Source organism: Variovorax sp. YR634 (assembly GCF_900106655.1).
Classification (GTDB): Bacteria; Pseudomonadota; Gammaproteobacteria; order Burkholderiales; family Burkholderiaceae_C; genus Variovorax.
Map to the genome: position 1 here is coordinate 203,142 of NZ_FNOL01000008.1, position 19,560 is coordinate 222,701.

The window sequence follows — 19,560 nt, forward strand, 5'->3', positions numbered from 1 at the left end:
GAACCACGGCCCGTAGCTGGCAACTCAGTCGATGCTGATGTTCGCGGCCTTCGCGACCTCGGCCCACTTCACGCGGTTGTCGTGCACGGTCTTCTTGAACTGTGCCGGCGACTCGATGCGCACGGTGTTGCCCTGGCTCTCGAAGCGCTCGCGGATCTCGGGCTGCTCCAGCACGGCCTTCACGGCGGCATTGAGCTTGTCGACGATCTGCGGGTCGGTGCCCTTGGGCGCGAAGATGCCGAACCAGATCGAGCTGTCGAAGCCCTTGGTGCCCGGCAGGCCGCTCGATGCGATGGTGGGCACTTCTTTCACCGCCGGCACGGCCGCCGCGGTGGTCACGCCCAGCAGGCGCACCTTGCCGGCCTTGTAGTGCGGAAGGATGGTCTGCACCTGGTTCATGATGCAGCAGGTCTCGCCGCGCACCACCGAGGTAATGGCCTCGGGGCCGCCCTTGTAGGGCACGTGCACCATGTTCAGGCCCAGGCGCGAATTGAATTCGGCAAAGGCCATGTGCGTGCCTGCGCCGTTGCCTGTAGACGCATAGTTGTACTTGCCGGGGTTGGCCTTGACCAGCTCGACGAATTCCTTCAAGGTCTTGACGTTGATCACGTCGGGATTGATGGTGAGCACGTTCGACACATCGAGCACCGGCGCCACCGGAATGAAGTCGGCTTCCACATCGAAGGGCAGCTTCTTGTAGAGCGCGGCGTTGCTGCCGTGCGTGGCGGCTGTGCCGAAGGCAAGCGTGTAGCCGTCGGGTTTCGAGTGGGCCACGTAGTCGCTGGCGATGTTGCCTGCGGCGCCGGACTTGTAGTCGATGACGACGGGCCGCCCGAGCTGCTTTGCCAGCGGCTCCTGGATGACGCGGGCCACCACGTCGACGCCCGAGCCGGCCGGAAAGCCCATGATCAGCGTGACGGGTTGTTGCGGCCAGTCCTGTTGAGCGAGGGCGGCGGGCACGACGAGCGAGGCCGCTGCCAGCAGCAATACACGGCGGGCAAGACGAGTGAGTGGAGAATGGGCCATGACAGTCTTTCGGTCGTTCAGTCTTTTGTCTTCAATGCAGACGGTGCAGGCGCGAATTGTGGCGCGCCGCTGATGCCCGATTCCATATGAGCTTATGCGCGTCGACATGCATGTATCGCGCCTGCTCCCCATAATTGCCCCATGGTCCGTTCCTCCCAACAACTACACACCCCACGCGAGCCCGCGCCCCTGCGCGCGGCCGCCACGGTGCTGCTGCTGCGCGACAGCGCCGCCGGCATCGAAGTGCTGATGACCCGCCGCTCGGCCACCGCCAGTTTCGCGCCCGGCGCCTACGTATTTCCCGGCGGCCATATCGATGACGCCGACGAAGCGGCCAAGCGCATCGCCACGCGCCGCCCCACGCAAAGCCGCGTGCAGCGCACGCAGGCCATCGCGGCCATTCGCGAGGCTTTCGAAGAGCTGGGCATCCTGCTCGCGCACCATGCCGACGGAAGCCCTGTCAGAGCCGAAGAAGTCGCGGCAATGGACCGCGGCAACACCGCCGGCACCGCCTTTGCCGACCAGTGCGCGGCCCGCGGGCTGGTGCTCGACTCGGACCGCGTATTCACCTTCGCGCACTGGATGACCGACCGCGACCTGCCCAAGCGCTTCGACGTGCCCTTTCTGGTGGCGCGCATGCCCGAAGGCCAGACACCCACGGCCGACGAGAGCGAACAGTTCGAGCCCAGCTGGGTGCATCCGGCCGATGCGCTCGCGCGCCATGAGGCCGGCACCTTCTTCATGATCTTCCCGACCGTGCGCACGCTGCAGCGCATGGCCGCGTACCCCACCGTCGATGCCCTGCTCGCGGCCTGTGCCAGCGAGGCCCCGCTGTGGACCAGCTGCCCGCGCGCCGGCCTGCTCAAGGGCGAGGACGCGCGCTACATGGAACACGAGTCGCCCTATGGCGAACTCGCTCTGGTGTGCCCCGACGGCCAGCTCCTGCACGCGCTCGACTGGCAGAGCGAGCACCCGGTGCCGCTGCTGAAGAACGTGATGCGCCTCATCGCGCCCAACCCGAGCGCGATGACCGGCCCGGGCACCAACAGCTACATCGTGGGCGACGCGGCAACGGGCTACATCGTGATCGACCCGGGCCCGAACGACTTCGACCACATCGGCCGGCTGTGGCGCGCCACGAAGGGCGACATCCGCATGATCGTCTGCACGCACTCGCATGCCGACCACTCGCCGGGCGCCGCGCCGCTGCAGGCACTGTGCAAGAACGGCAAGCCGCCGATCCTGGGCCTGGCCTCGAAGACGACCGCGCGCGCCACCGCGCGCTTCACGCCCGAGCGCGAACTGGCCGATGGCGAACGCCTCGTGCTGTCGGGCGCCAACGCTGCCGGCGAAACCGTCACCCACACGCTGCGCGTGATACACACACCCGGCCATGCGGCCAACCACCTGTGCCTGGTGCTGGAAGAAGACGGCCTGCTGTTCTCCGGCGACCACATCCTCAACGGCAGCACCACGGTGGTCGATCCGCCCGATGGCGACATGACGGCGTACCTCGATTCGCTCGACACGCTCGATGCGGCCTGCGAGGCCGGCGGCATCGACTTCATCCTGCCGGCGCACGGCTACGTGATCGGCTTTGCCCGCACCGCCATCGGCATGCTGAAGGCGCACCGCCTGAAGCGCGAAGCCAAGATCACCGCCGCGATGCAGAAGCTGCCCGAAGGCACACCCGAAGAATGGCTGCCGCTGGCCTACGACGACGTGCCCGAACGCATGTGGCCAGTGGCGGCCCGCTCGCTGGCAGCGCACGTGGCACGCATCCGCCAACTGGCGGCGCCCCGATGAACATGAAAACTGCTCCCGTCGAAGACGAAGGCATCCGCCTCGCCAAGCGCGTGGCCGCAATGGCTGGCGTGTCGCGGCGCGAAGCCGAGCTGCTGATAGAGAACGGCGCAGTGCGCGTCGATGGCGTGCCGCAGATGCTGCCGCAGTCGCGCGTGCTGCCGCACCAGCAGGTCGAGATCGAGGCGGGTGCCAAGCCCGAGCCGGTAGTGCCTGTCACATTGCTTCTGTACAAGCCTGCCGGCATGGCAACCGACACCGCGCACCGCCTGCTGGTGGCTGCGAATCATCACGAGCCCGAGCGCGCCGGACAGCGCTTTCTGCCGGCGCATGCAAAGGCGCAACGCTGCATGACGCCGCTCGAAACCGGCGCCAGCGGGCTGGTCGCGTACACGCAGGAATTCCGCATCGAACGCAAGCTGCAGGAAGACGCCGGCATCCTCGAACACGAGGTGATGGTGGACGTGGCCGGCCCGGTGAGCGCCGAGGTGCTGGCGCGGCTGGAACGCTCGCCCGCGCGCGTGAGCATCGGCCGCCAGAGCGACGAGCAGACGGGCCTGCGCTTCGCGCTCAAGGGCGCGCGGCCGGGGCAGATTGCCAACATCTGCGACGGCGTAAACCTGCGCATTCTGGCGATGCGGCGCATCCGCATCGGCCGCGTGCCGCTGGCGGGGCTGCAGCCCGGGCAGTGGCGCTACCTTGCACCCCACGAACGCTTCTGAAAAACAACAACGAAGAAATAAAGAAGAGAAGAGAAAGAGGACGACAACGACGATGCACCGCATGTTCGCGGCCTGCAATTTTCAGCCAGCGGCCCCGATGGGCCGCCGTCAGGGAGACTGAGCCATGAAGTTCGGACCACCGAGCACCGCCCTGGCCTGCACCGTGCCTTTGGCACTGGTAGCGGGCTGCACGTTTTTCGCGCCACCACCGCCGCCCGCGCCACCGGCACCACCGCCTGCCGTGGTCTCGAAGGACGGCCTGGCGCCCATCACAGAAGAGCAGGTCGAGCGCATCCGCGAAGCCATCGGCGGCAAACCGCCCAGCCCGGCCGTCGGCAAGGTGGTGCGCAGCGCCTCGCCGACCATCGAGTCCTTCGTGCGGACCGAGGGCTGCATCACCGCGCGCAACGGTGCGGTGCTCAACCCCTTTGCCGCGCCCGGCCGCCTGTTCGACGGCACGGGCTTCCAGGGCGGCCCGATGACGGAAATGCAGTACCACGACAAGACCGCCTGCGTGACCGTCAAGCGCATCCAGAACTGGAAGATGGTCACGCCGAAGCTGCTGCGCTTCGAGGTGGTCTACGTGGGCGATGACGGCGAGGAACGCGCCGTGAAACGCCACGAGCTGATGCGCCAGCCCAAGGGGGGCTGGCTCTTCACGCGCTGATTCCGCCCCCTCGCGCAGACTGGGACAAACTCGAGGGACAGTGCTTTTCCGCACAGTCCGGGCACCCGGGCGCGCGACAAATGTTGCACAAAGCGTAACGGCATGTACGATCCCTGCCGGCCGAAAGGTGGCAGACCTTGGCCGAGGCTTCATCGCTGCAGACACCCGACATAAACAGGGGGCGCAGCGATGCATTCGAATCACATGTCCGAGGGAGAAACTCATGTTCGCTATCCGCAGCGCCGTTATTCCGGTGTTGGCATCGTTCGTCTTCGCCGGTTGCACGCACCTGCCGGCCACGCAGCCGGTCAAGCCTGAAGTGCTCGGCGCCCTCCAGCCCGTCGAGGTGAAGGTCGGCATCACGCAGGCCGAGCTGTATGCGGCCTTTGTCCGTTCGAATGCGGCTGCCACCGGTGCCGCGGCATGCGGGGCCGTTCCGGGGTTGGGCATTCTGCTGGCCGCGGCCTGTGGCGGTGCGATGGGCGCGGTGGATGCAAGCGTCAACGCCACGCGGGCCAAGGCGGCCGAAGAGAGCGTTCGCCCGCTCAAGGACGAACTGGTCGACGTGAACTTTGACCAGCTCATGCGCGAGTCGCTCACGCAGTCGCTGCAGTCGGTGCCCAACATGCAACTCGCGGACGTGGCCGTTACCAAGACCGTCACCACGGAGGCGTACGAGAAGACGTTCAAGGGCTCGACGTCGAACGCGGTGATGTTCATCAACCTCGACTACCACCTGTCGCCCGACTTCTCCACGCTGGAAGTCTCGGCGCGAGGCCTGATCTATCCGCGCGGGGCCACGGCGCGCAAGGCGGCCAAGCTGCCGACCGCGCTGTCGGCAACGCCTTCGGAGCCGGCACTTGCGCTGCAGAACGCGACCTACCGCAGCAACATCATCTACCGCGCGAAGCACCCGGCGTCGGGTGACGACGCCACGAAGAACATCGCGGCCTGGAAGGCCGACAACGCTCGCCTGCTGAAGGTGGCGCTGCTGGACGGCATCGCGCAGTCGACGGCGCTGCTGGCCTCCGATCTGCAGAGCAAGCACCCCATCTATGCAGCCGCGACGGCCAATGTCGACACCCCGCTCGGCCTGAAGGCCAACCTGGTGTCGCAACGCAATACCGGCAAGCTGCTTCGCTACCCCGACGGTTCGCTGTACTTCGATGCGGCACTGGCCAACGTGGCAGCCGCAGCGCCGGCGGTTGTGGCTACGTCCCCAGCTACTCCTTCGGCCGATGCAGCCGCCCCGGCGGCGGCAGTGTCCGCCGTGCAGGCTGTCGCGGACACGGCTGCGAAGTGACCCGCATGGGTTGGCGCCGCGCAGCCTGCTGCGCACTGGCGGCGCCGCTGCTCCTGGCGGGGTGCGCGTCGGACAAGGTTGCAGGCCTGCATCGCCGGACTGCAGCTGCACAGCTGCCCCCCATAGCGCCGGCCTGCGCGTTCTCCCTCGGCGGCATCGACGACCAGCGCGACGCGCAGAGCCTGGGCCAGATGGGCCGCACGCACATCGACGGCGCGGGCTTCGACGGATGGTTCAGGAGCGGCATCGCATCGATTCCCGGCTACACGCGCGATGCCGGCGCACCGGCGATCCGGGTCACGGTGCTGAAGGCCTATGTGCACGGCCTCGTCACGCTGAAGTCGGCCAACCTCGTCGTGCGCGTGCAGTTTCCGCCGGAGGGTTCGGGCGCGACAACGACGACGAAAACCTATCGCGGCTTCGACGACTCGATGAACTGGTCCACGTCCGAGAGCGAAATCCAGGAAGCCTTCAACACGGCACTGGACAGCCTCACCGCGCAGATCGGCACGGACCTGAAGAAGCGCTGCAAGGGCTGACTCACGCCGTGAGCGTGCGGGCCTTCTGCGCGCGCAGCGCCACCGCAAACGACAGCTGCGCCACGATGCCCGCCCCCGCCAGCACGATGGCCGATGCCAGCGCGGGGTTGCGGTGGCCCATGCCCGCGAGCGCCGTGCACAGCGCGCCCACGGCCATCTGCGTGAAGCCGTAAAGGCCCGAGGCCGAGCCGATGACCTGCGGGTTCACGCTGATTGCCTGCGTGAGCGCAGCCGGCGAGGCCATGCCGGCGCCGACCGTGAACAGGAACATGCAGGCGACGATGAGCGGCACCGAGAGGTGATCGGTCAGCGCCGCGCCCAGCAGCACGAAGGCCGCGGCCACGCTCAAGGCGTTCGAGCGGACCATGAGGCGGTCGACCCGCACACGCGAGATCAGGTGGCTGGTGAGAAAGCTGCCGAGCCACACGCCCGACACCAGGATGGCCAGGTAGATGCCCGCCTCGTGCGCCGGCCGGTGCAGCTGATCCACGAAGATGAAGGGCGCCGAGGCAATGAAGGCATACATCGACGTGGTGGCGCAGCCGCCGCCGACCGAGAAGCCGAGAAAGGCCGGCGAGGCCAGCAGCTTCCTGTAGTTGCGGGCGAGCTCACGCGCATTGACGGCCGCGCCGGGCGCGCCGGTTTCGGGCAGCAGGCGCCAGGTGAACAGGAAGCCGATGACGCCGAGGGCAAAGAGCGCGTAGAAGATCGAGCGCCAGCCCAGCGCGGTGGCGAGCGCACCGCCGAGCAGCGGCGCGAGGCTCGGGCCGATGGTGACCATCAGATTCATCAACGCGAGGCGGCGCGTGGCCTCTTGCGGCTCGGCCGTGTCGCGCACGATGCTGCGGCCGAGCACGAGGCCGGCGCAGCCGCCGACCGCCTGGAACAGGCGCGCCGCGATGAGCGAGTGCACTTCTGGCGCGACCGCAGCCGCAAGACCCGCCACGCAATACAGCCCCAGCCCGAACAGCAGCACCGGCCGCCGCCCGTAGCGATCGGCCAGCGGGCCGTACACCAGCTGGCCCACTGCCAGGCCGAAGATGTAGAGGCTCACCGTCATCTGCATGGCGCCGATGCCGGCGCCAAGGCTCTTTGCGGCGATGGGCAGCGCGGGCACGAAGATGTGCATGGCCAGCGTGCCGCTGAAGGTGACCAACGCCAGCAGCCACAGCGGCGCGTGCGGGCGGCGCTGTGGCTCGGAGGTGATGGCTGCGGTCATTGCTTGGTGGTGGTTGCGCCGCCGGTCGGGTTGCCTTGCGCAAGATTCGTATCTTCAGGCTCCCAGCCACCGCCCAGCGCCATGAAAAGCATGACCTGGTCGTCGGACAGCTGCGCTTCGCTGGCGGCCAGCGCGGACTCGCTCGCGGCCAGCGCGCGCTCGGCGTCGAGCGAATCGAGGTAGCCGGTGCGGCCGTTCTGGTAGAGCTGGCGCGCCTGCCGCGCGACGATGGCGCTCTGGTCGCGCGAGGCTTCCAGCGCAGCCCGGCGGTCGAGTTCGCGCGCGTAGTTGCCGAGCGCGGTCTCTGTCTCGCGCAGCGCGGTGAGCACGGTGCCGTCGAACTTGGCGAGCGCGCCGCGCGTGCCGGCCTCGGCCTGCGCGATGCGCGACTGGACCACGCCGGTGTTCGGAATCGTCCACGAGATCAGCGGGCCGAGGCTGTAGCTCATGCTGTCCTTGCGCCCGAAATCAGCGGCGGTGCTGGCCGACATTGCCGACAGGCCGATCGACACGTGCGGGTACAGATCGGCCGTGGCGACGCCGATGCGCGCGGTGGACGCGGCCAGCGTGCGCTCGGCCTGGCGGATGTCGGGCCGGCGGCGCAGCAGTTGTGCGCCGTCGCCCACGGGCAGCACGCCGGCCACACGCGGCGGCGTGGTGCAGCCGGCCACCTCGCGCGGAAAGTCTTGCGGCAGCGCGCCGGTGAGCGTGGCCAGGCGGTACAGCGCGGCCTGGCGGCTGGCCTGCAGCGGCGGCAGCGCGGCATTGAGCGATTGCAGCTGCGCACGCGCGCGGCCCGCATCGATGGCGCCGGCGCGCCCGGCCTTCTGCAGGCGCTCTGTGACATTCACCGCGTCTTTCTGCAGGTCGACGGACTTCTGCGCGATCTCCAGGCGCAAGCCGGTGGAACAGGCTTCGGCATAGGCGCGCGCAGTGCCCGCTGCGACGTTGACGCGCACCAGGTCGAGCGCGGCTTCAGCCGCGTCGGTGTTGGCGGCCGAGGCTTCGATGGCGCGGCGCAGCTGGCCGAACAGGTCGACCTGGTACGACAGCGAGGCGCCCAGGCTGTAGTTGAAGGTGCTCGGCGGCTCGTAGCCGCGCTGCAGCAACTGGATGCCCGACTGGTGGCCGAACGACGGGCCGCCATTCACGCCGATGGTGGGGTACTTGCCGCCGGCCACTTCGTCGTCGATGGCGCGCTCGCGCTCGAGGTTGGCCACGGCCTGGCGCAGGTCGGTGTTGTGCGCGAGAGCCTGCTCGACGAGCCTGTCGAGCAGCGGGTCGTGGTACAGGCGCCACCAGTGCGCAGGCAGCGGCGCGGCGTTGGCGGGCGCCTCGGCGAAGGGCTTGCCGGCAGCGCTCTGGCTGGCGAGCGCCTCGGGCGGTTGCTTGTAATCGGGGCCGACCGCCGCGCAGGCCGCGAGCCCGGCGGCGACGGCCAGCGATGCAAGGCGAAATGCGAAGCGGGTCATGCTGTTCATCCCTTCTGCGGCGCTGGGGTCGTTGCCGCCGTCTTCTGCGCCGCCTTGTTCTCCAGCACCTGCACCGTCACCGTCTGGCCCGCAACAAGGCGCGCGCCCTGCGGCAGCGGATCGAGCTTGATGCGCACCGGAATGCGCTGCGCGAGCCGCACCCAGTTGAAGGTCGGGTTCACGCTGGGCAGCAGGTTGGCGCTGGTGGAGCGGTCGTGGTCGGCAATGCCGGCAGCCACGCTGTCGACCGCGCCTTCGAACACCGCGCCGCCACCCATCGGCGTGACGCGCACGCGGTCGCCGAGGTGGATGCGGGGCAGCTTGGTTTCTTCGAAATAGCCTTCGACATAGAACGACTGCGCATCGACCAGCGCGAGCACCGGGCGGCCCGCCGCGGCGTAGCTGCCCTGGCGCAGGTCGAGGTTGGTGACGAGGCCGTCGGTGGGCGCGCGCACCTGGGCGCGCTGCAGGTTGAGGCGGGCCGAGTCGAGCGCCACTTCGGCCTGCGCGACGGCGGCCTGCATCTGCTCGACGCGCGAGCGGGTCTGTTCGCGCGACTCCTTCGAGATCAGGTCGTCGAGCCCCGTGTTGCGCGTGTTCTCGCGCTGCGCCTGGGCGCTCTGGGCGCGCTGCGCGGCGAGCACGGCCTGGGCCTGGCGCACGGCGAGGTCGTAGCGCGCGCGGTCCACCTCGAACAGCAGCGTGCCGGCGGCGACCGGCTGGTTGTCGCGGATCGGCACGGCGGTGACGAGGCCCGACACGTCGGGCGCGATCTGCACGACGTTGGCGCGTACGCGGCCGTCGCGCGTCCACGGTGCGAGTTCGTAGTGGTCCCACAGTCGCAGGCCGGCCCACACGGCGGCGGCCACCACGACCACGGTGAAAAGAACGCGCCCGAGGCGCTGGGCCCACGGGTTTTCTGCGGAAGGACTGGTGGTGGCTTTCATGGAGATCTCGTTGTCTGTCTGTTTATTGGAGGTAGGAGGTAACGCGGCTCAGCGCGTAGAGCAGCAGCAGGTAGAGCGCCATGTCGAACAGCGCCGGATGCCACACCCAGCGGTACACGCCGGTGGCCGCGAGCAGGCGGCGCACGCCCCACAGCGCGAGCAGCGCGCCGAGGGCCAGCACCATGATCCAGGGCAGGTAGAGGCCGTAGAAACTGGCTTCGCCGATCATGCGGAAGCTCCTTGCCTGGACGCGCCCAGCATCGGTGGCGCGTCGGGAAAAAGATTGCGGCGCAGGCCGACCAGTGCGGTAACGGCGGCGCGCGACGTCGATGAAGCGGCGGTGTCGCGCGCTTCGAGCATTGCGTTCAGCGCCTCGTCGATCTGCGGCAGCAGGCCCGGCGGACGCGGGTTCATGCGGCCTTCCGAACGCTGGCGGAAGAAGCGCGAGATGCCGCCCAGCAGCGCGGCCGATGTAGCCAGCGGCAGCTGGGCGCGCACGCGCTGCAGCACGGCGATGTCGGCGCCCATGCGCAGGTCGCGCAGCGCATCGTTGGCCGCCACGCCCTCGACGGTGCCGCCGGCCTGCGCGATGCGCGGTGCGAGCAGGCCGATGCGGTCGAGCATGCGCACGGCATAAGCATCACTCTGCGCGTACTGCGGTTGAGAAGACGCGGCCATGTCGCCGAGTTCGCGCCATGTGGCGCGCTGGATGCGGCGCGCGCTCCAGTCGGCGCCCACCGAACGCACCAGGCGGGTGACTCGCGCAGCAACGACCACGCCGACGATCTGGCCGATCATGCTGTTGAGGAAGCTCACGAGATCGGAGCTGGCCGTGTCGTGCAGCGCGAGCGTGCCGGCCACGCCGAAGATCAGCGCCATCGCGGGCATGAAATGCGTCGGGCGCGGCAGGTAGAGGCCCAGCAGCAGGAAGAGCGGCGCGCAGATGACCACGAGCATGCCGAAGTCCTGCACCGTGGGCATCAGCACCAGCACATAGAGCGCCGAGATCGGAATGGACAACAGCGTCCACTTCAGGAAGCCGTGGATCGCCGGCACGGGGTCGTCCATGGTGGCGAAGAAGCAGCAGAAGACGGCAGCCATCATGGTCGCGGCCGAGCCCATGGGCCAGCCGGTGACGATCCAGAACGCGCCGCACAGGCAGATGGCGATGACGGCCGCAAGCGCGGACAGCAGCGCCATGCCGTAGTCGCGGTGCAGCACTCGACTGCCGAGCGCTGCCGTGCGGCGCAGCGGCGCGGCGCCCTTCAGGCCTTCGTCGATGTCCAGGCGCAGCTGGGCGCAGGCGGTCCAGCCGTCGACGAGTTCTGCGAGACGGCCTGCGAGGCCGATGCGCAGGGCGCGGCCCCATGGAGTCTGTTGCTGCGCGCTCGCGGGTGTGGCGCTCAGTACGTCGATGGCGCGGCGCAGGGCTTGCAGGCGTTCAGCGCGGGTTGCTGCGTCGCCGGTGGGTTCGGCTTCTTCACGCAGCCACTGTGCGGCCTGTGAGAGCACGGCAGCCACATCGGGTGCGAGCCGGCCTTCGGCCTGCTCCAGCGCCTGCAGGCGGTCTTCGACGGCCGACAGGGCCGGAGTGAGCGCGGCGACGCGGTCCTGCATGGCGCGGATGGCGCCCGCGGTCCAACGCAGGTGCGTGGTGTCGAAGGGCACGTGGGTGGAGAGCAGGCGCAGCTGCGTGATGTCGCCGGCGAGGCGGCGGCGGTCGTCGTCGAGGCGTTTCGGATCGGCGTTGCTGCTGCGGCCGGCAGGCTGCAGCAGGTCGCCGAGCCACTTGCGCGCGTCTTGCAGCGTGCGGTCGAGCAGGCCCAGCACGGTCGGTGCAAGCCCCGCGGGCAGCACGAGGCTGTGGACCAGCGTGGCGCAGAAGATGCCGAGGCCGATTTCTTCCACGCGCGCCACGGCGGTGTCGAACAGCGCGAGCGGCGTCTGCACCGACGGAAAGCCGATCAGTGCCGCCGTGTAGCCCGCGAGCATGAACACATACGAGCGCGGCGTGCGGTCGAGCAGCGAGATGCACAGGCACAGCCCGACCCACAGCGCGAGCACCAGCGTCAGCAGCTCGGGCGCGTTGGACAGCGCGGGCACCAGCAGCACAGTGGCGGTGCTGCCGATGAGCGTGCCGCAGAAGCGGTACACCGCCTTCGAGCGCACGGCGCCGGCCAGCGGATGGGCGACGATGTAGGTGGTCATGAGCGCCCAGAACGGACGCGGCAGGCCGGCGCGGCTGGCAAGGTACATCGCCAGCATGGCCGCGGCGAAGCTCTTGCCGGAAAAGAGAAGCTCCGCGCGGCTGAAGCGCGGCAGGCTGAGCGCGGCCATTTACTTGCGCCCTTCTTGCGGCGGCTGCGCGGCGCGGCCCAGGCGCTCTTCGAGCACGGCAAACACGCGCAGGCAGGCGGCGATGTCTTCGTCCGGCACGCCTTCGAACATTGCGGTGCGCATCAGGCTCAGCGCGGCCTCGATGGGCGCGCAGGCGGCCTTGCCGGCTTCGGTGAGATGCAGGGTCTTGGCACGGCGGTCGGACGGATCTTCGTGCCGCTCGACGAAACCGGCCTCGACCAGCTGGTCGAGCGAGCGCACCAACGAAGGGCCTTCGATGCCCAGCGCCTCGGCCAGCACGCCCTGGCGCACTTCGCCGTTCATGCGGCCGAGCATCACGATCGGCCAAGCCAGCGATTGCGACACCCCGACGTGCGCCACCGCCTTGTCTGCATGGGCGCGGTAGCCGCGCTGCAGCACCGAAAGCGACATGCCGAGCCGCATCAGCGCGTTTTCGCGTGTCGGTTGGGAGTTGTCGGAGTCGGTCACGGTAGCCGCCTATTAATTAGCATGCTATCGATTGTACGGGTAACTACCAATCCCTTGCTGGCGACAAGGCTGTCGCCCGCCTTCAGGCCGAAGGCGCGAAAAAAGAAAAACGGGAAGAAGAAAAGTGTGAAGCCCGCCGATAAGCCGGATTCTGTGCATCGAGGGCCTCTTGCGAAGCCCTCGACGTGACCGCCATTACTCTGGGCCGCCTGTCACCAGACGGCTCGATGCCACCTACCCGCCAGCTCAGCGGAACCACCTCAATACTGGCCTACTTGGTGTTGCTGCGCGCAGAGATTGCCCGTTTCACCCGAACTTAATCGGCTCGTCTCTGTTGCTCTGATCCTCACCTCACGGTGGAGAGTCGTTAACTCCTGCGCTGTCCTATGCAGTCCGGACGTTCCTCCAGTGCGCTCTTTCGAGACTTGCACCAGCGGCGGTCTGGCGTGCTTCACGGGGCGGATTATCGCCTCACGGGCGAAAGCGCCTTTTCAGGCGATGCTGCGCCGCTATTTGTAACCCGCCGCCTCACCGACCCGAACTAAGGGCATGACGCAAAACACCAGACGCCGCTTCGCCATTGCCGCTGGCACTTCGACCCTGGGGCTGGCCATTGCCCAGTTCTTCGGCTGGGGCACACGCCCTGCGCACGCAGCGGACAACGAGAAATTCGAAGTCACGCACACCGAGGCCGAATGGCGCAAGCTGCTCACCGCGAGCCAGTTCTCGGTGCTGCGCCAGGAAGGCACCGAGCGGCCCTACACGAGCCCGCTCAACGACGAGCACCGGGCCGGGCGCTTCAGCTGCGCGGGCTGCGCGCTCGACCTGTTCTCTTCGAAGACCAAGTTCGACAGCCGCACCGGCTGGCCGAGCTTCTGGCAGCCGCTCGACAAGGCCGTGGGCGAGCACCAGGACCGGTCTTTCGGCATGGCGCGCACGGAAGTGCACTGCCGCCGCTGCGGCGGCCACCTGGGTCACGTGTTCGACGACGGGCCGAAGCCCACCGGGCTGCGCTACTGCATGAACGGCGTGGCGATGACCTTCACGCCTGGAGCGACATAGGGGCCGCAGGGGTCATGGGCTGGTCTCACAATGCGCGCTGTCCGTCCGACAAACGCATTGACCCAAGGAGACTCCGTCCATGAAGGCCCAGAACATCCTCGAGACCATCGGCAACACACCGCACATCCGCATCAACCGCCTGTTCGGCAATGCGAAGCAGCAGGTGTGGATCAAGTCGGAGCGCGCCAATCCCGGCGGCTCCATCAAGGACCGCATCGCGCTGTCGATGGTGGAAGACGCCGAGAAAAGCGGCGCACTCAAGCCCGGTGGCACCATCGTCGAGCCCACCTCGGGCAACACCGGCATCGGCCTTGCCATGGTGGCGGCCGTCAAGGGCTACAAGCTGATCCTGGTGATGCCCGACAGCATGTCCATCGAGCGCCGCCGCCTGATGCTGGCCTACGGCGCCTCGTTCGACCTGACACCGCGCGCCAACGGCATGAAGGGCTCCATCGCCCGCGCCGAGGAAATCGTGGCCGGCACGCCCGGTGCGTGGATGCCGCAGCAGTTCAACAACCCCGCGAATGTCGAAGTGCACGTGCGCACCACGGCAGAGGAAATCGCGGCCGACTTTCCTGATGGCATCGACGTGCTGATCACCGGCGTGGGCACGGGCGGCCACATCACGGGCGTGGCGCAGGTGCTGAAGAAGAAGTGGCCGAAGCTGCAGGTGTTCGCGGTCGAGCCGGTGGCTTCGCCGGTCATTTCCGGCGGCGCGCCGGCGCCGCACCCCATTCAGGGCATCGGCGCGGGCTTCATTCCGAAGAACCTCGACACCTCGCTGCTCGACGGCGTGCTGCAGGTCGATGCCGAACCGGCGCGAGAAATGGCCCGCCGCTGCGCGCGCGAGGAAGGCATGCTGGTCGGCATTTCGTCGGGTGCCACGCTCGCTGCCATCGCGCAGAAGCTGCCCTCGCTGGCACCCGATGCGGTGGTGCTGGGCTTCAACTACGACACCGGCGAGCGGTACCTTTCGGTCGAGGGCTTCCTGCCCGCTTGATCTGGCTCGCCCCCAGGCTACGCGCACTTCGTGTCGCTTCGCCAACCCCCTACCGGGGGCAACACCAGCGGCCCGGCAAAGCCGGTTCCGCGGTGTTCCACGAACGACGAAGCTAAAATGGCCGGCTGCTTGATAGTCACAAGCCCCATGCCATGCTGAGAATCTCCGAACTCAAACTCCCGCTCGACCACGCGCCCGACGCGCTGGTCACCCTGATCGCCAGGACGCTCGACGTTCCGCTCGACGCGATCGCCTCCCACACCGTCTACAAGCGCAGCTTCGACGCGCGCAAGGTCGAACTGCTCACGGTCTACATCTGCGACGTGCAGCTGGCCGATGCGAAGCTGGAAGCCGCGCTGTTCGCCAAACACGCGGGCCATCCGCACATCCAGGCCGCTCCGGACATGCGCTACACGCCGCCGGCCAATGCGGCAGAAGGCACTGCCCGGCCAGTGGTGATCGGCTTCGGCCCCTGCGGCATCTTCGCGGCGCTGATGCTCGCGAAGATGGGCTTCAAGCCCATCGTGCTCGAGCGCGGCAAGACCGTGCGCCAGCGCACCCGCGACACCTGGGGCCTGTGGCGCAAGAGCGTGCTCAACCCCGAGTCGAACGTGCAGTTCGGCGAAGGCGGCGCCGGCACCTTCTCGGACGGCAAGCTCTACAGCCAGATCAAGGACCCGCGCTTCCTCGGCCGCAAGGTGATGGAAGAGTTCGTGAAGGCCGGCGCGCCGCCCGAAATCCTTTACGTCGCGCATCCGCACATCGGCACCTTCAAGCTGGTGAAGGTGGTCGAGAACATCCGCGAGCAGATCGTGGCGCTGGGCGGCGAGATCCGCTTCGAGCAGCGCGTGACGGACGTGCACATCGAAGACGGCCACCTGCGCGGCCTCACCGTGCTCGACCAGACGACCGGCCAAAGCAGCGAACTGCGCGCCGACCACGTGGTGATGGCGCTGGGCCACAGCTCGCGCGACACCTTCGAGATGCTGCACAAGCGCGGCGTGCACATCGAGGCCAAGCCCTTCTCCATCGGCTTCCGCGTGGAGCATCCGCAGGGCCTGATCGACCGCGCACGCTGGGGCCGCCATGCGGGCCACCCGCTGCTCGGCGCGGCCGACTACAAGCTGGTGCACCACGCGAGCAACGGCCGCTCGGTCTACAGCTTCTGCATGTGCCCCGGCGGCACCGTGGTCGCGGCCACCAGCGAGCCGGGCCGCGTGGTCACCAACGGCATGAGCCAGTACTCGCGCAACGAGCGCAACGCCAACGCGGGCATCGTGGTGGGCATCGACCCACGCGACTTCCCGGGAGATGCGCTTGCGGGCATCGCACTGCAGCGCGAACTCGAAAGCAACGCCTTCGTGCTCGGAGGCGGCGACTACCGCGCACCGGGCCAGCTGGTGGGCGACTTCATCGCTGGCAAGCCCTCTACGGCGCTCGGCAGCGTGACGCCGTCGTACAAGCCGGGCGTGACCCCGACCGACCTGCACAAGGCCCTGCCTGCCTACGCCATCGAGGCCATGCGCGAGGCCTTCCCCGCCTTCGGCCGCAAGATCAAGGGCTTCGACACGCACGACGCGGTGCTCACCGGCGTCGAGACGCGCACCTCGTCGCCCATCCGCATCACGCGCGGCGACGACTTCCAGAGCCTCAATGTGCGCGGTCTGTACCCCGCCGGCGAAGGCGCGAGCTACGCGGGCGGCATCCTGTCAGCTGGTGTCGATGGCATCAAGGTGGCCGAGGCCGTGGCGCACGGCGTGCTGGCCGAGGCCGAACGCGAACGCACCGCGAGCGTCTGATGCAAGTCATGCACTTCGAGCGCCCCACCCTCGGCCAGCTGACCGCCGCCACGCTCGCGATGGCAGCCGTGGTGCTGGCTTCCAACATCCTCGTGCAGTTCGCCATCAACGACTGGCTGACCTGGGGCGCCTTCACCTACCCGGTGGCGTACCTCGTGAGCGACCTCGTCAACCGGCGCTTCGGCCCCGGCATGGCGCGGCGCTTGGCATGGGTCGGCTTTGCCGTCGCCGTGGGAATCTCGCTGCTGCTCGCGCCGGTGCGCATCGCGGCGGCATCGGGGCTGGCCTTCATCGCCTCGCAGCTGCTCGACATCGGCGTGTTCGACCGGCTGCGGCGCGGCCTCTGGTGGCGCGCGCCACTGGTGGCCACGGTGATCGCAGCGGTGCTCGACAGCATCGTGTTCTGGGGCATCGCCTTCGCGGGCACCGAAGGCCCGTGGTTCACGTGGGCGCTGGGTGACCTCGCCGTGAAGCTCGCCGTCGGCGTGCTGATGCTGCTGCCGTTCCGGCTGCTGATCGGCCGGCAGGCGGCGCGGGCTTCGGCTCTGGGCCACTGAGGACATCGATGGCGAACGACGACTTCCACTTCTACGAGCCCGCCAAGGGCCACGGCTTGCCGCACGACCCGTTCAACGCGATGGTCGGGCCGCGCCCCATCGGCTGGATTTCGTCGCAGAACGCGAACGGCGTGCTCAACCTCGCGCCCTACAGCTTCTTCAACGCCTTCAACTACACGCCGCCCATCGTCGGCTTCGCCAGCATCGGCGCCAAGGACAGCCTGCACAACATCCGCCAGACGCGCGAGTTCGGCTGGAACCTGGCGACCCGGCCGCTGGCCGAGCAGATGAACCGCTCGTGCGCCGCCGTGCCGCCCGAGGTGAACGAGTTCGAGCTCGCCGGGCTCACGACCGCCGCCTCCAAAACCATCGCGGTGCCGCGCGTAGCCGAAAGCCCCGTGTCCTTCGAATGCAGGCTCACGCAGATCCTGCAGCTCGAGGGCGTGGACGGCACGCCCGTGCAAACCTGGCTGATCCTCGGCGAAGTGGTGGGCGTGCACATTGCGCGCCACCTGCTGAAGGACGGCATCTACGACACCGCCGCGGCGCAGCCCATCCTGCGCGGCGGCGGACCGGCGGACTATTTCGAAGTCAGCCCCGACAATCTCTTCAGGATGTTCCGGCCGCGCTGAAGGCGCCAAACCGGACTTCATTTCTTTCCCTTTCATTCCACCGCGACCCTCGCCGCGCCCCCCGCATGACCGACGCTTCCACCGCCACCCCGAAGACGAACGCGCGCCCGCCCCGGCGTCAGCAACTGGACATGGCCGATCAGCTGAAGCAGCTGCAGGCCGGCCCCGATGCGGATTCGGGCACGAGCACCAGCGCGGAAACTCCCGCGCAGCAGCCTCGCCAGTCCCGCCCACCCCGCCAGAACAACCAGGGCGCAGGCAACCAGCGCCCGCAGCGGCAGCAACAGCAGCCGCGCAAGCAAGGTGCGCAAGGCCAGGCAGCGGCTCAACCGCAGCGCGCGCCGCGCAAGGTCAACCCGGTGCTCGAGCGCCTGTTCGAGCTGTACCCGCAGCTCTTCGGCGCGCGCTTCGTGCCGCTGAAGCTCGGCGTGTACGAGGAACTGCTCGCGCGCCACCCCGAAGACTTCAAGGCCGAAGACCTGAAGATCGCCATGGGCCAGCACGCGCGCTCCACGCGCTACCTGGAGGCCGTGGCCGCCGGCCTGGCGCGCCACGACCTCGACGGCAACGCGCTCGACCCGGTCGCGCCGGAGCACGTGCACCACGCCATCCTCGAGCTGCACCGCCGCCGCCTGCAGCGTGCCAACGGCGAAGACCTGCGCCCGCAGCTGGTCGCGCGCATTGCCAAGGCCGTCGAGGCCTCGGGCCTGGATCGCGAGGCCTATGCCGTGCTGGTGCGCTCGCGTGACGAGAACAACAACGCCGTGGTGGACGAGGCCCTGGCCGAACTCGCCCAGCAGGCCGCCAAGCGCGAGGCGCTGCTGCGCGCCTTCGAGGCCAGCGGCCGCAGCGAGCAGGAGTTCGCCGACATGTACGGCATGAAGCACGGCGAGGTGACGCGCACGCTGCAACGCGCGCGCGCCGATCGCGAGGCACCTGCGGCGCCGGCCGTCGAAGCACCTGAAGCACCCGCAGCAGACTGAACACGCCACACAAACAAAAAAGCCGCCACAGCAATGTGGCGGCTTTTTTTCATGGCGCCGCGGACTTGCCGCGACCGACTGATCAGCGCTGCGCGTTCTGCAGCGCAGCAATGCGCTCTTCGATCGGCGGGTGCGTGGCAAACAGCTTGCCGATGCTGCCGGTGATGCCCATGGCTTCCACGGCCTTCGGCAGTTCGCCGGCCGGCAGGCCACCCAGGCGCGCGAGCGCGTTGATCATTGGCTGCTTCTGGCCCATCAGCGCGGCCGCACCGGCGTCGGCGCGGAACTCGCGATGGCGCGAGAACCAGGCCACCACCATCGCGGCGGCAAAGCCGAGCACGATGTCCAGCACGATGGTGCTCACGTAGTAGCCGATGCCGGGGCCCGACGAACGGTCGTCGCCGCGGCGCAGGAAGCTGTCGACCGCGTAGCCGATCACGCGCGACAGGAACACGACGAAGGTGTTCATCACGCCCTGAATGAGCGTCATCGTGACCATGTCGCCGTTGGCGATGTGGGCCACCTCGTGGCCGATGACGGCCTCGACCTCTTCGCGCGTCATGCCCTGCAACAGGCCGGTGGATACCGCCACCAGCGACGAGTTCTTGAACGCGCCAGTCGCGAAGGCATTGGGCTCGCCTTCGAAGATGCCGACCTCGGGCATGCCGATGCCGGCCTTGTCTGCGAACTTGCGCACCGTGCCGACGATCCAGGCCTCGTCGGGCGACTGGGGGTTGTCGATCATGTGCAGGCCGGTTGTCCACTTGGCCATGGGCTTGCTGATGAGCAGCGAGATGATCGCGCCGCCGAAACCCATCACCAGCGCGAAGCCGAGCAGCGCGCCCAGGTTGAGCCCGTTGGCCGTGAGGAAGCGATTGACGCCGAGCAGGCTGGCGACCACGCCGAGCACCGCGACGACCATCACATTGGTCAAAACGAACAGAAGGATACGTTTCAAGTTGAATTCTCCGTGGGGAAACCTGCCACCTAGATGAGGACCCCA

At 68.4% G+C, this 19,560-nt stretch carries 19 protein-coding genes and 1 other RNA gene; 11 read left to right on the forward strand and 9 right to left on the reverse strand.

Annotated features, from left to right (window positions below):
* Window positions 1–24: 24 nt before the first annotated feature.
* Window positions 25–1,026: a Bug family tripartite tricarboxylate transporter substrate binding protein gene (locus BLV60_RS16455; RefSeq protein WP_176928812.1), complete on the reverse strand. Its 1,002-nt coding sequence runs from the start codon at window positions 1,024–1,026 to the stop codon at window positions 25–27.
* 141 nt (window positions 1,027–1,167) lie between these two features.
* Here BLV60_RS16455 and BLV60_RS16460 point away from each other — a divergent pair, with 141 nt between their 5' ends.
* The 5 genes from BLV60_RS16460 (at window position 1,168) to BLV60_RS16480 (ending at window position 6,060) form a co-directional block, all read left to right on the forward strand.
* Window positions 1,168–2,832, forward strand: coding sequence for an MBL fold metallo-hydrolase (locus BLV60_RS16460; protein WP_093056334.1), 1,665 nt, complete (start codon window positions 1,168–1,170; stop codon window positions 2,830–2,832).
* Window positions 2,829–3,551, forward strand: a complete 723-nt coding sequence (locus tag BLV60_RS16465) for an RNA pseudouridine synthase (protein WP_256329212.1) — start codon at window positions 2,829–2,831, stop codon at window positions 3,549–3,551. Before BLV60_RS16460 ends, BLV60_RS16465 begins: the two co-directional genes overlap by 4 nt.
* Before the next feature lie 124 nt (window positions 3,552–3,675).
* The gene (locus BLV60_RS16470) at window positions 3,676–4,218 is read left to right on the forward strand and encodes a hypothetical protein (protein WP_093056335.1); all 543 of its coding nucleotides are present in this window, start codon (window positions 3,676–3,678) and stop codon (window positions 4,216–4,218) included.
* Window positions 4,219–4,441: 223 nt separating this feature from the next.
* Window positions 4,442–5,521, forward strand: coding sequence for a hypothetical protein (locus BLV60_RS16475; protein ID WP_093056336.1), 1,080 nt, complete (start codon window positions 4,442–4,444; stop codon window positions 5,519–5,521).
* A gap of 5 nt (window positions 5,522–5,526) precedes the next feature.
* Window positions 5,527–6,060, forward strand: a complete 534-nt coding sequence (locus tag BLV60_RS16480; protein WP_093056337.1) for a hypothetical protein — start codon at window positions 5,527–5,529, stop codon at window positions 6,058–6,060.
* Window position 6,061: 1 nt separating this feature from the next.
* Here BLV60_RS16480 and BLV60_RS16485 read toward each other — a convergent pair whose 3' ends face one another.
* The 7 genes from BLV60_RS16485 to rnpB all read right to left on the reverse strand — a co-directional run bounded on the left by BLV60_RS16485 (window position 6,062) and on the right by rnpB (window position 12,977).
* Window positions 6,062–7,279 carry a multidrug effflux MFS transporter gene (locus tag BLV60_RS16485; protein ID WP_093056338.1) on the reverse strand — a complete coding sequence of 406 codons (1,218 nt, stop codon included), beginning with the start codon at window positions 7,277–7,279 and terminating at the stop codon, window positions 6,062–6,064.
* Window positions 7,276–8,760: an efflux transporter outer membrane subunit gene (locus BLV60_RS16490; protein ID WP_093056339.1), complete on the reverse strand. Its 1,485-nt coding sequence runs from the start codon at window positions 8,758–8,760 to the stop codon at window positions 7,276–7,278. The genes BLV60_RS16485 and BLV60_RS16490 overlap by 4 nt, the downstream gene beginning before the upstream one ends.
* Window positions 8,757–9,698, reverse strand: coding sequence for an efflux RND transporter periplasmic adaptor subunit (locus BLV60_RS16495; RefSeq protein WP_093056340.1), 942 nt, complete (start codon window positions 9,696–9,698; stop codon window positions 8,757–8,759). The genes BLV60_RS16490 and BLV60_RS16495 overlap by 4 nt, the downstream gene beginning before the upstream one ends.
* A gap of 22 nt (window positions 9,699–9,720) precedes the next feature.
* The gene (locus tag BLV60_RS16500) at window positions 9,721–9,927 is read right to left on the reverse strand and encodes a DUF1656 domain-containing protein (protein WP_093056341.1); all 207 of its coding nucleotides are present in this window, start codon (window positions 9,925–9,927) and stop codon (window positions 9,721–9,723) included.
* A complete protein-coding gene (locus BLV60_RS16505; RefSeq protein ID WP_093056342.1) occupies window positions 9,924–12,035 on the reverse strand; it encodes an FUSC family protein in 2,112 nt (703 codons plus the stop codon). Before BLV60_RS16505 ends, BLV60_RS16500 begins: the two co-directional genes overlap by 4 nt.
* The gene (locus BLV60_RS16510) at window positions 12,036–12,479 is read right to left on the reverse strand and encodes a MarR family winged helix-turn-helix transcriptional regulator (protein ID WP_093056399.1); all 444 of its coding nucleotides are present in this window, start codon (window positions 12,477–12,479) and stop codon (window positions 12,036–12,038) included.
* A gap of 169 nt (window positions 12,480–12,648) precedes the next feature.
* An RNA gene (gene rnpB, locus BLV60_RS16515) (RNase P RNA component class A) lies at window positions 12,649–12,977 on the reverse strand.
* A 96-nt stretch (window positions 12,978–13,073) separates the two neighbouring features.
* Here rnpB and msrB point away from each other — a divergent pair.
* From msrB to BLV60_RS16545, 6 genes are all read left to right on the forward strand, one after another.
* Window positions 13,074–13,586: a peptide-methionine (R)-S-oxide reductase MsrB gene (gene msrB, locus BLV60_RS16520; RefSeq protein ID WP_093056343.1), complete on the forward strand. Its 513-nt coding sequence runs from the start codon at window positions 13,074–13,076 to the stop codon at window positions 13,584–13,586.
* A gap of 79 nt (window positions 13,587–13,665) precedes the next feature.
* The gene (gene cysK / locus BLV60_RS16525) at window positions 13,666–14,586 is read left to right on the forward strand and encodes a cysteine synthase A (RefSeq protein ID WP_093056344.1); all 921 of its coding nucleotides are present in this window, start codon (window positions 13,666–13,668) and stop codon (window positions 14,584–14,586) included.
* Window positions 14,587–14,738: 152 nt separating this feature from the next.
* Window positions 14,739–16,385, forward strand: a complete 1,647-nt coding sequence (locus BLV60_RS16530) for an NAD(P)/FAD-dependent oxidoreductase (RefSeq protein ID WP_093056345.1) — start codon at window positions 14,739–14,741, stop codon at window positions 16,383–16,385.
* The gene (locus tag BLV60_RS16535; RefSeq protein ID WP_093056346.1) at window positions 16,385–16,942 is read left to right on the forward strand and encodes a VUT family protein; all 558 of its coding nucleotides are present in this window, start codon (window positions 16,385–16,387) and stop codon (window positions 16,940–16,942) included. Before BLV60_RS16530 ends, BLV60_RS16535 begins: the two co-directional genes overlap by 1 nt.
* Before the next feature lie 8 nt (window positions 16,943–16,950).
* On the forward strand, window positions 16,951–17,574 hold the full coding sequence (locus tag BLV60_RS16540; RefSeq protein WP_093056347.1) for a flavin reductase family protein: 624 nt from the start codon (window positions 16,951–16,953) through the stop codon (window positions 17,572–17,574).
* 65 nt (window positions 17,575–17,639) lie between these two features.
* Window positions 17,640–18,557, forward strand: coding sequence for a ProQ/FinO family protein (locus BLV60_RS16545; protein ID WP_093056348.1), 918 nt, complete (start codon window positions 17,640–17,642; stop codon window positions 18,555–18,557).
* A gap of 82 nt (window positions 18,558–18,639) precedes the next feature.
* On the opposite strand, the gene htpX is transcribed toward BLV60_RS16545, so the two are convergent.
* Window positions 18,640–19,515 carry a protease HtpX gene (gene htpX, locus BLV60_RS16550; protein WP_093056349.1) on the reverse strand — a complete coding sequence of 292 codons (876 nt, stop codon included), beginning with the start codon at window positions 19,513–19,515 and terminating at the stop codon, window positions 18,640–18,642.
* Between the last annotated feature and the right edge of the window lie 45 nt (window positions 19,516–19,560).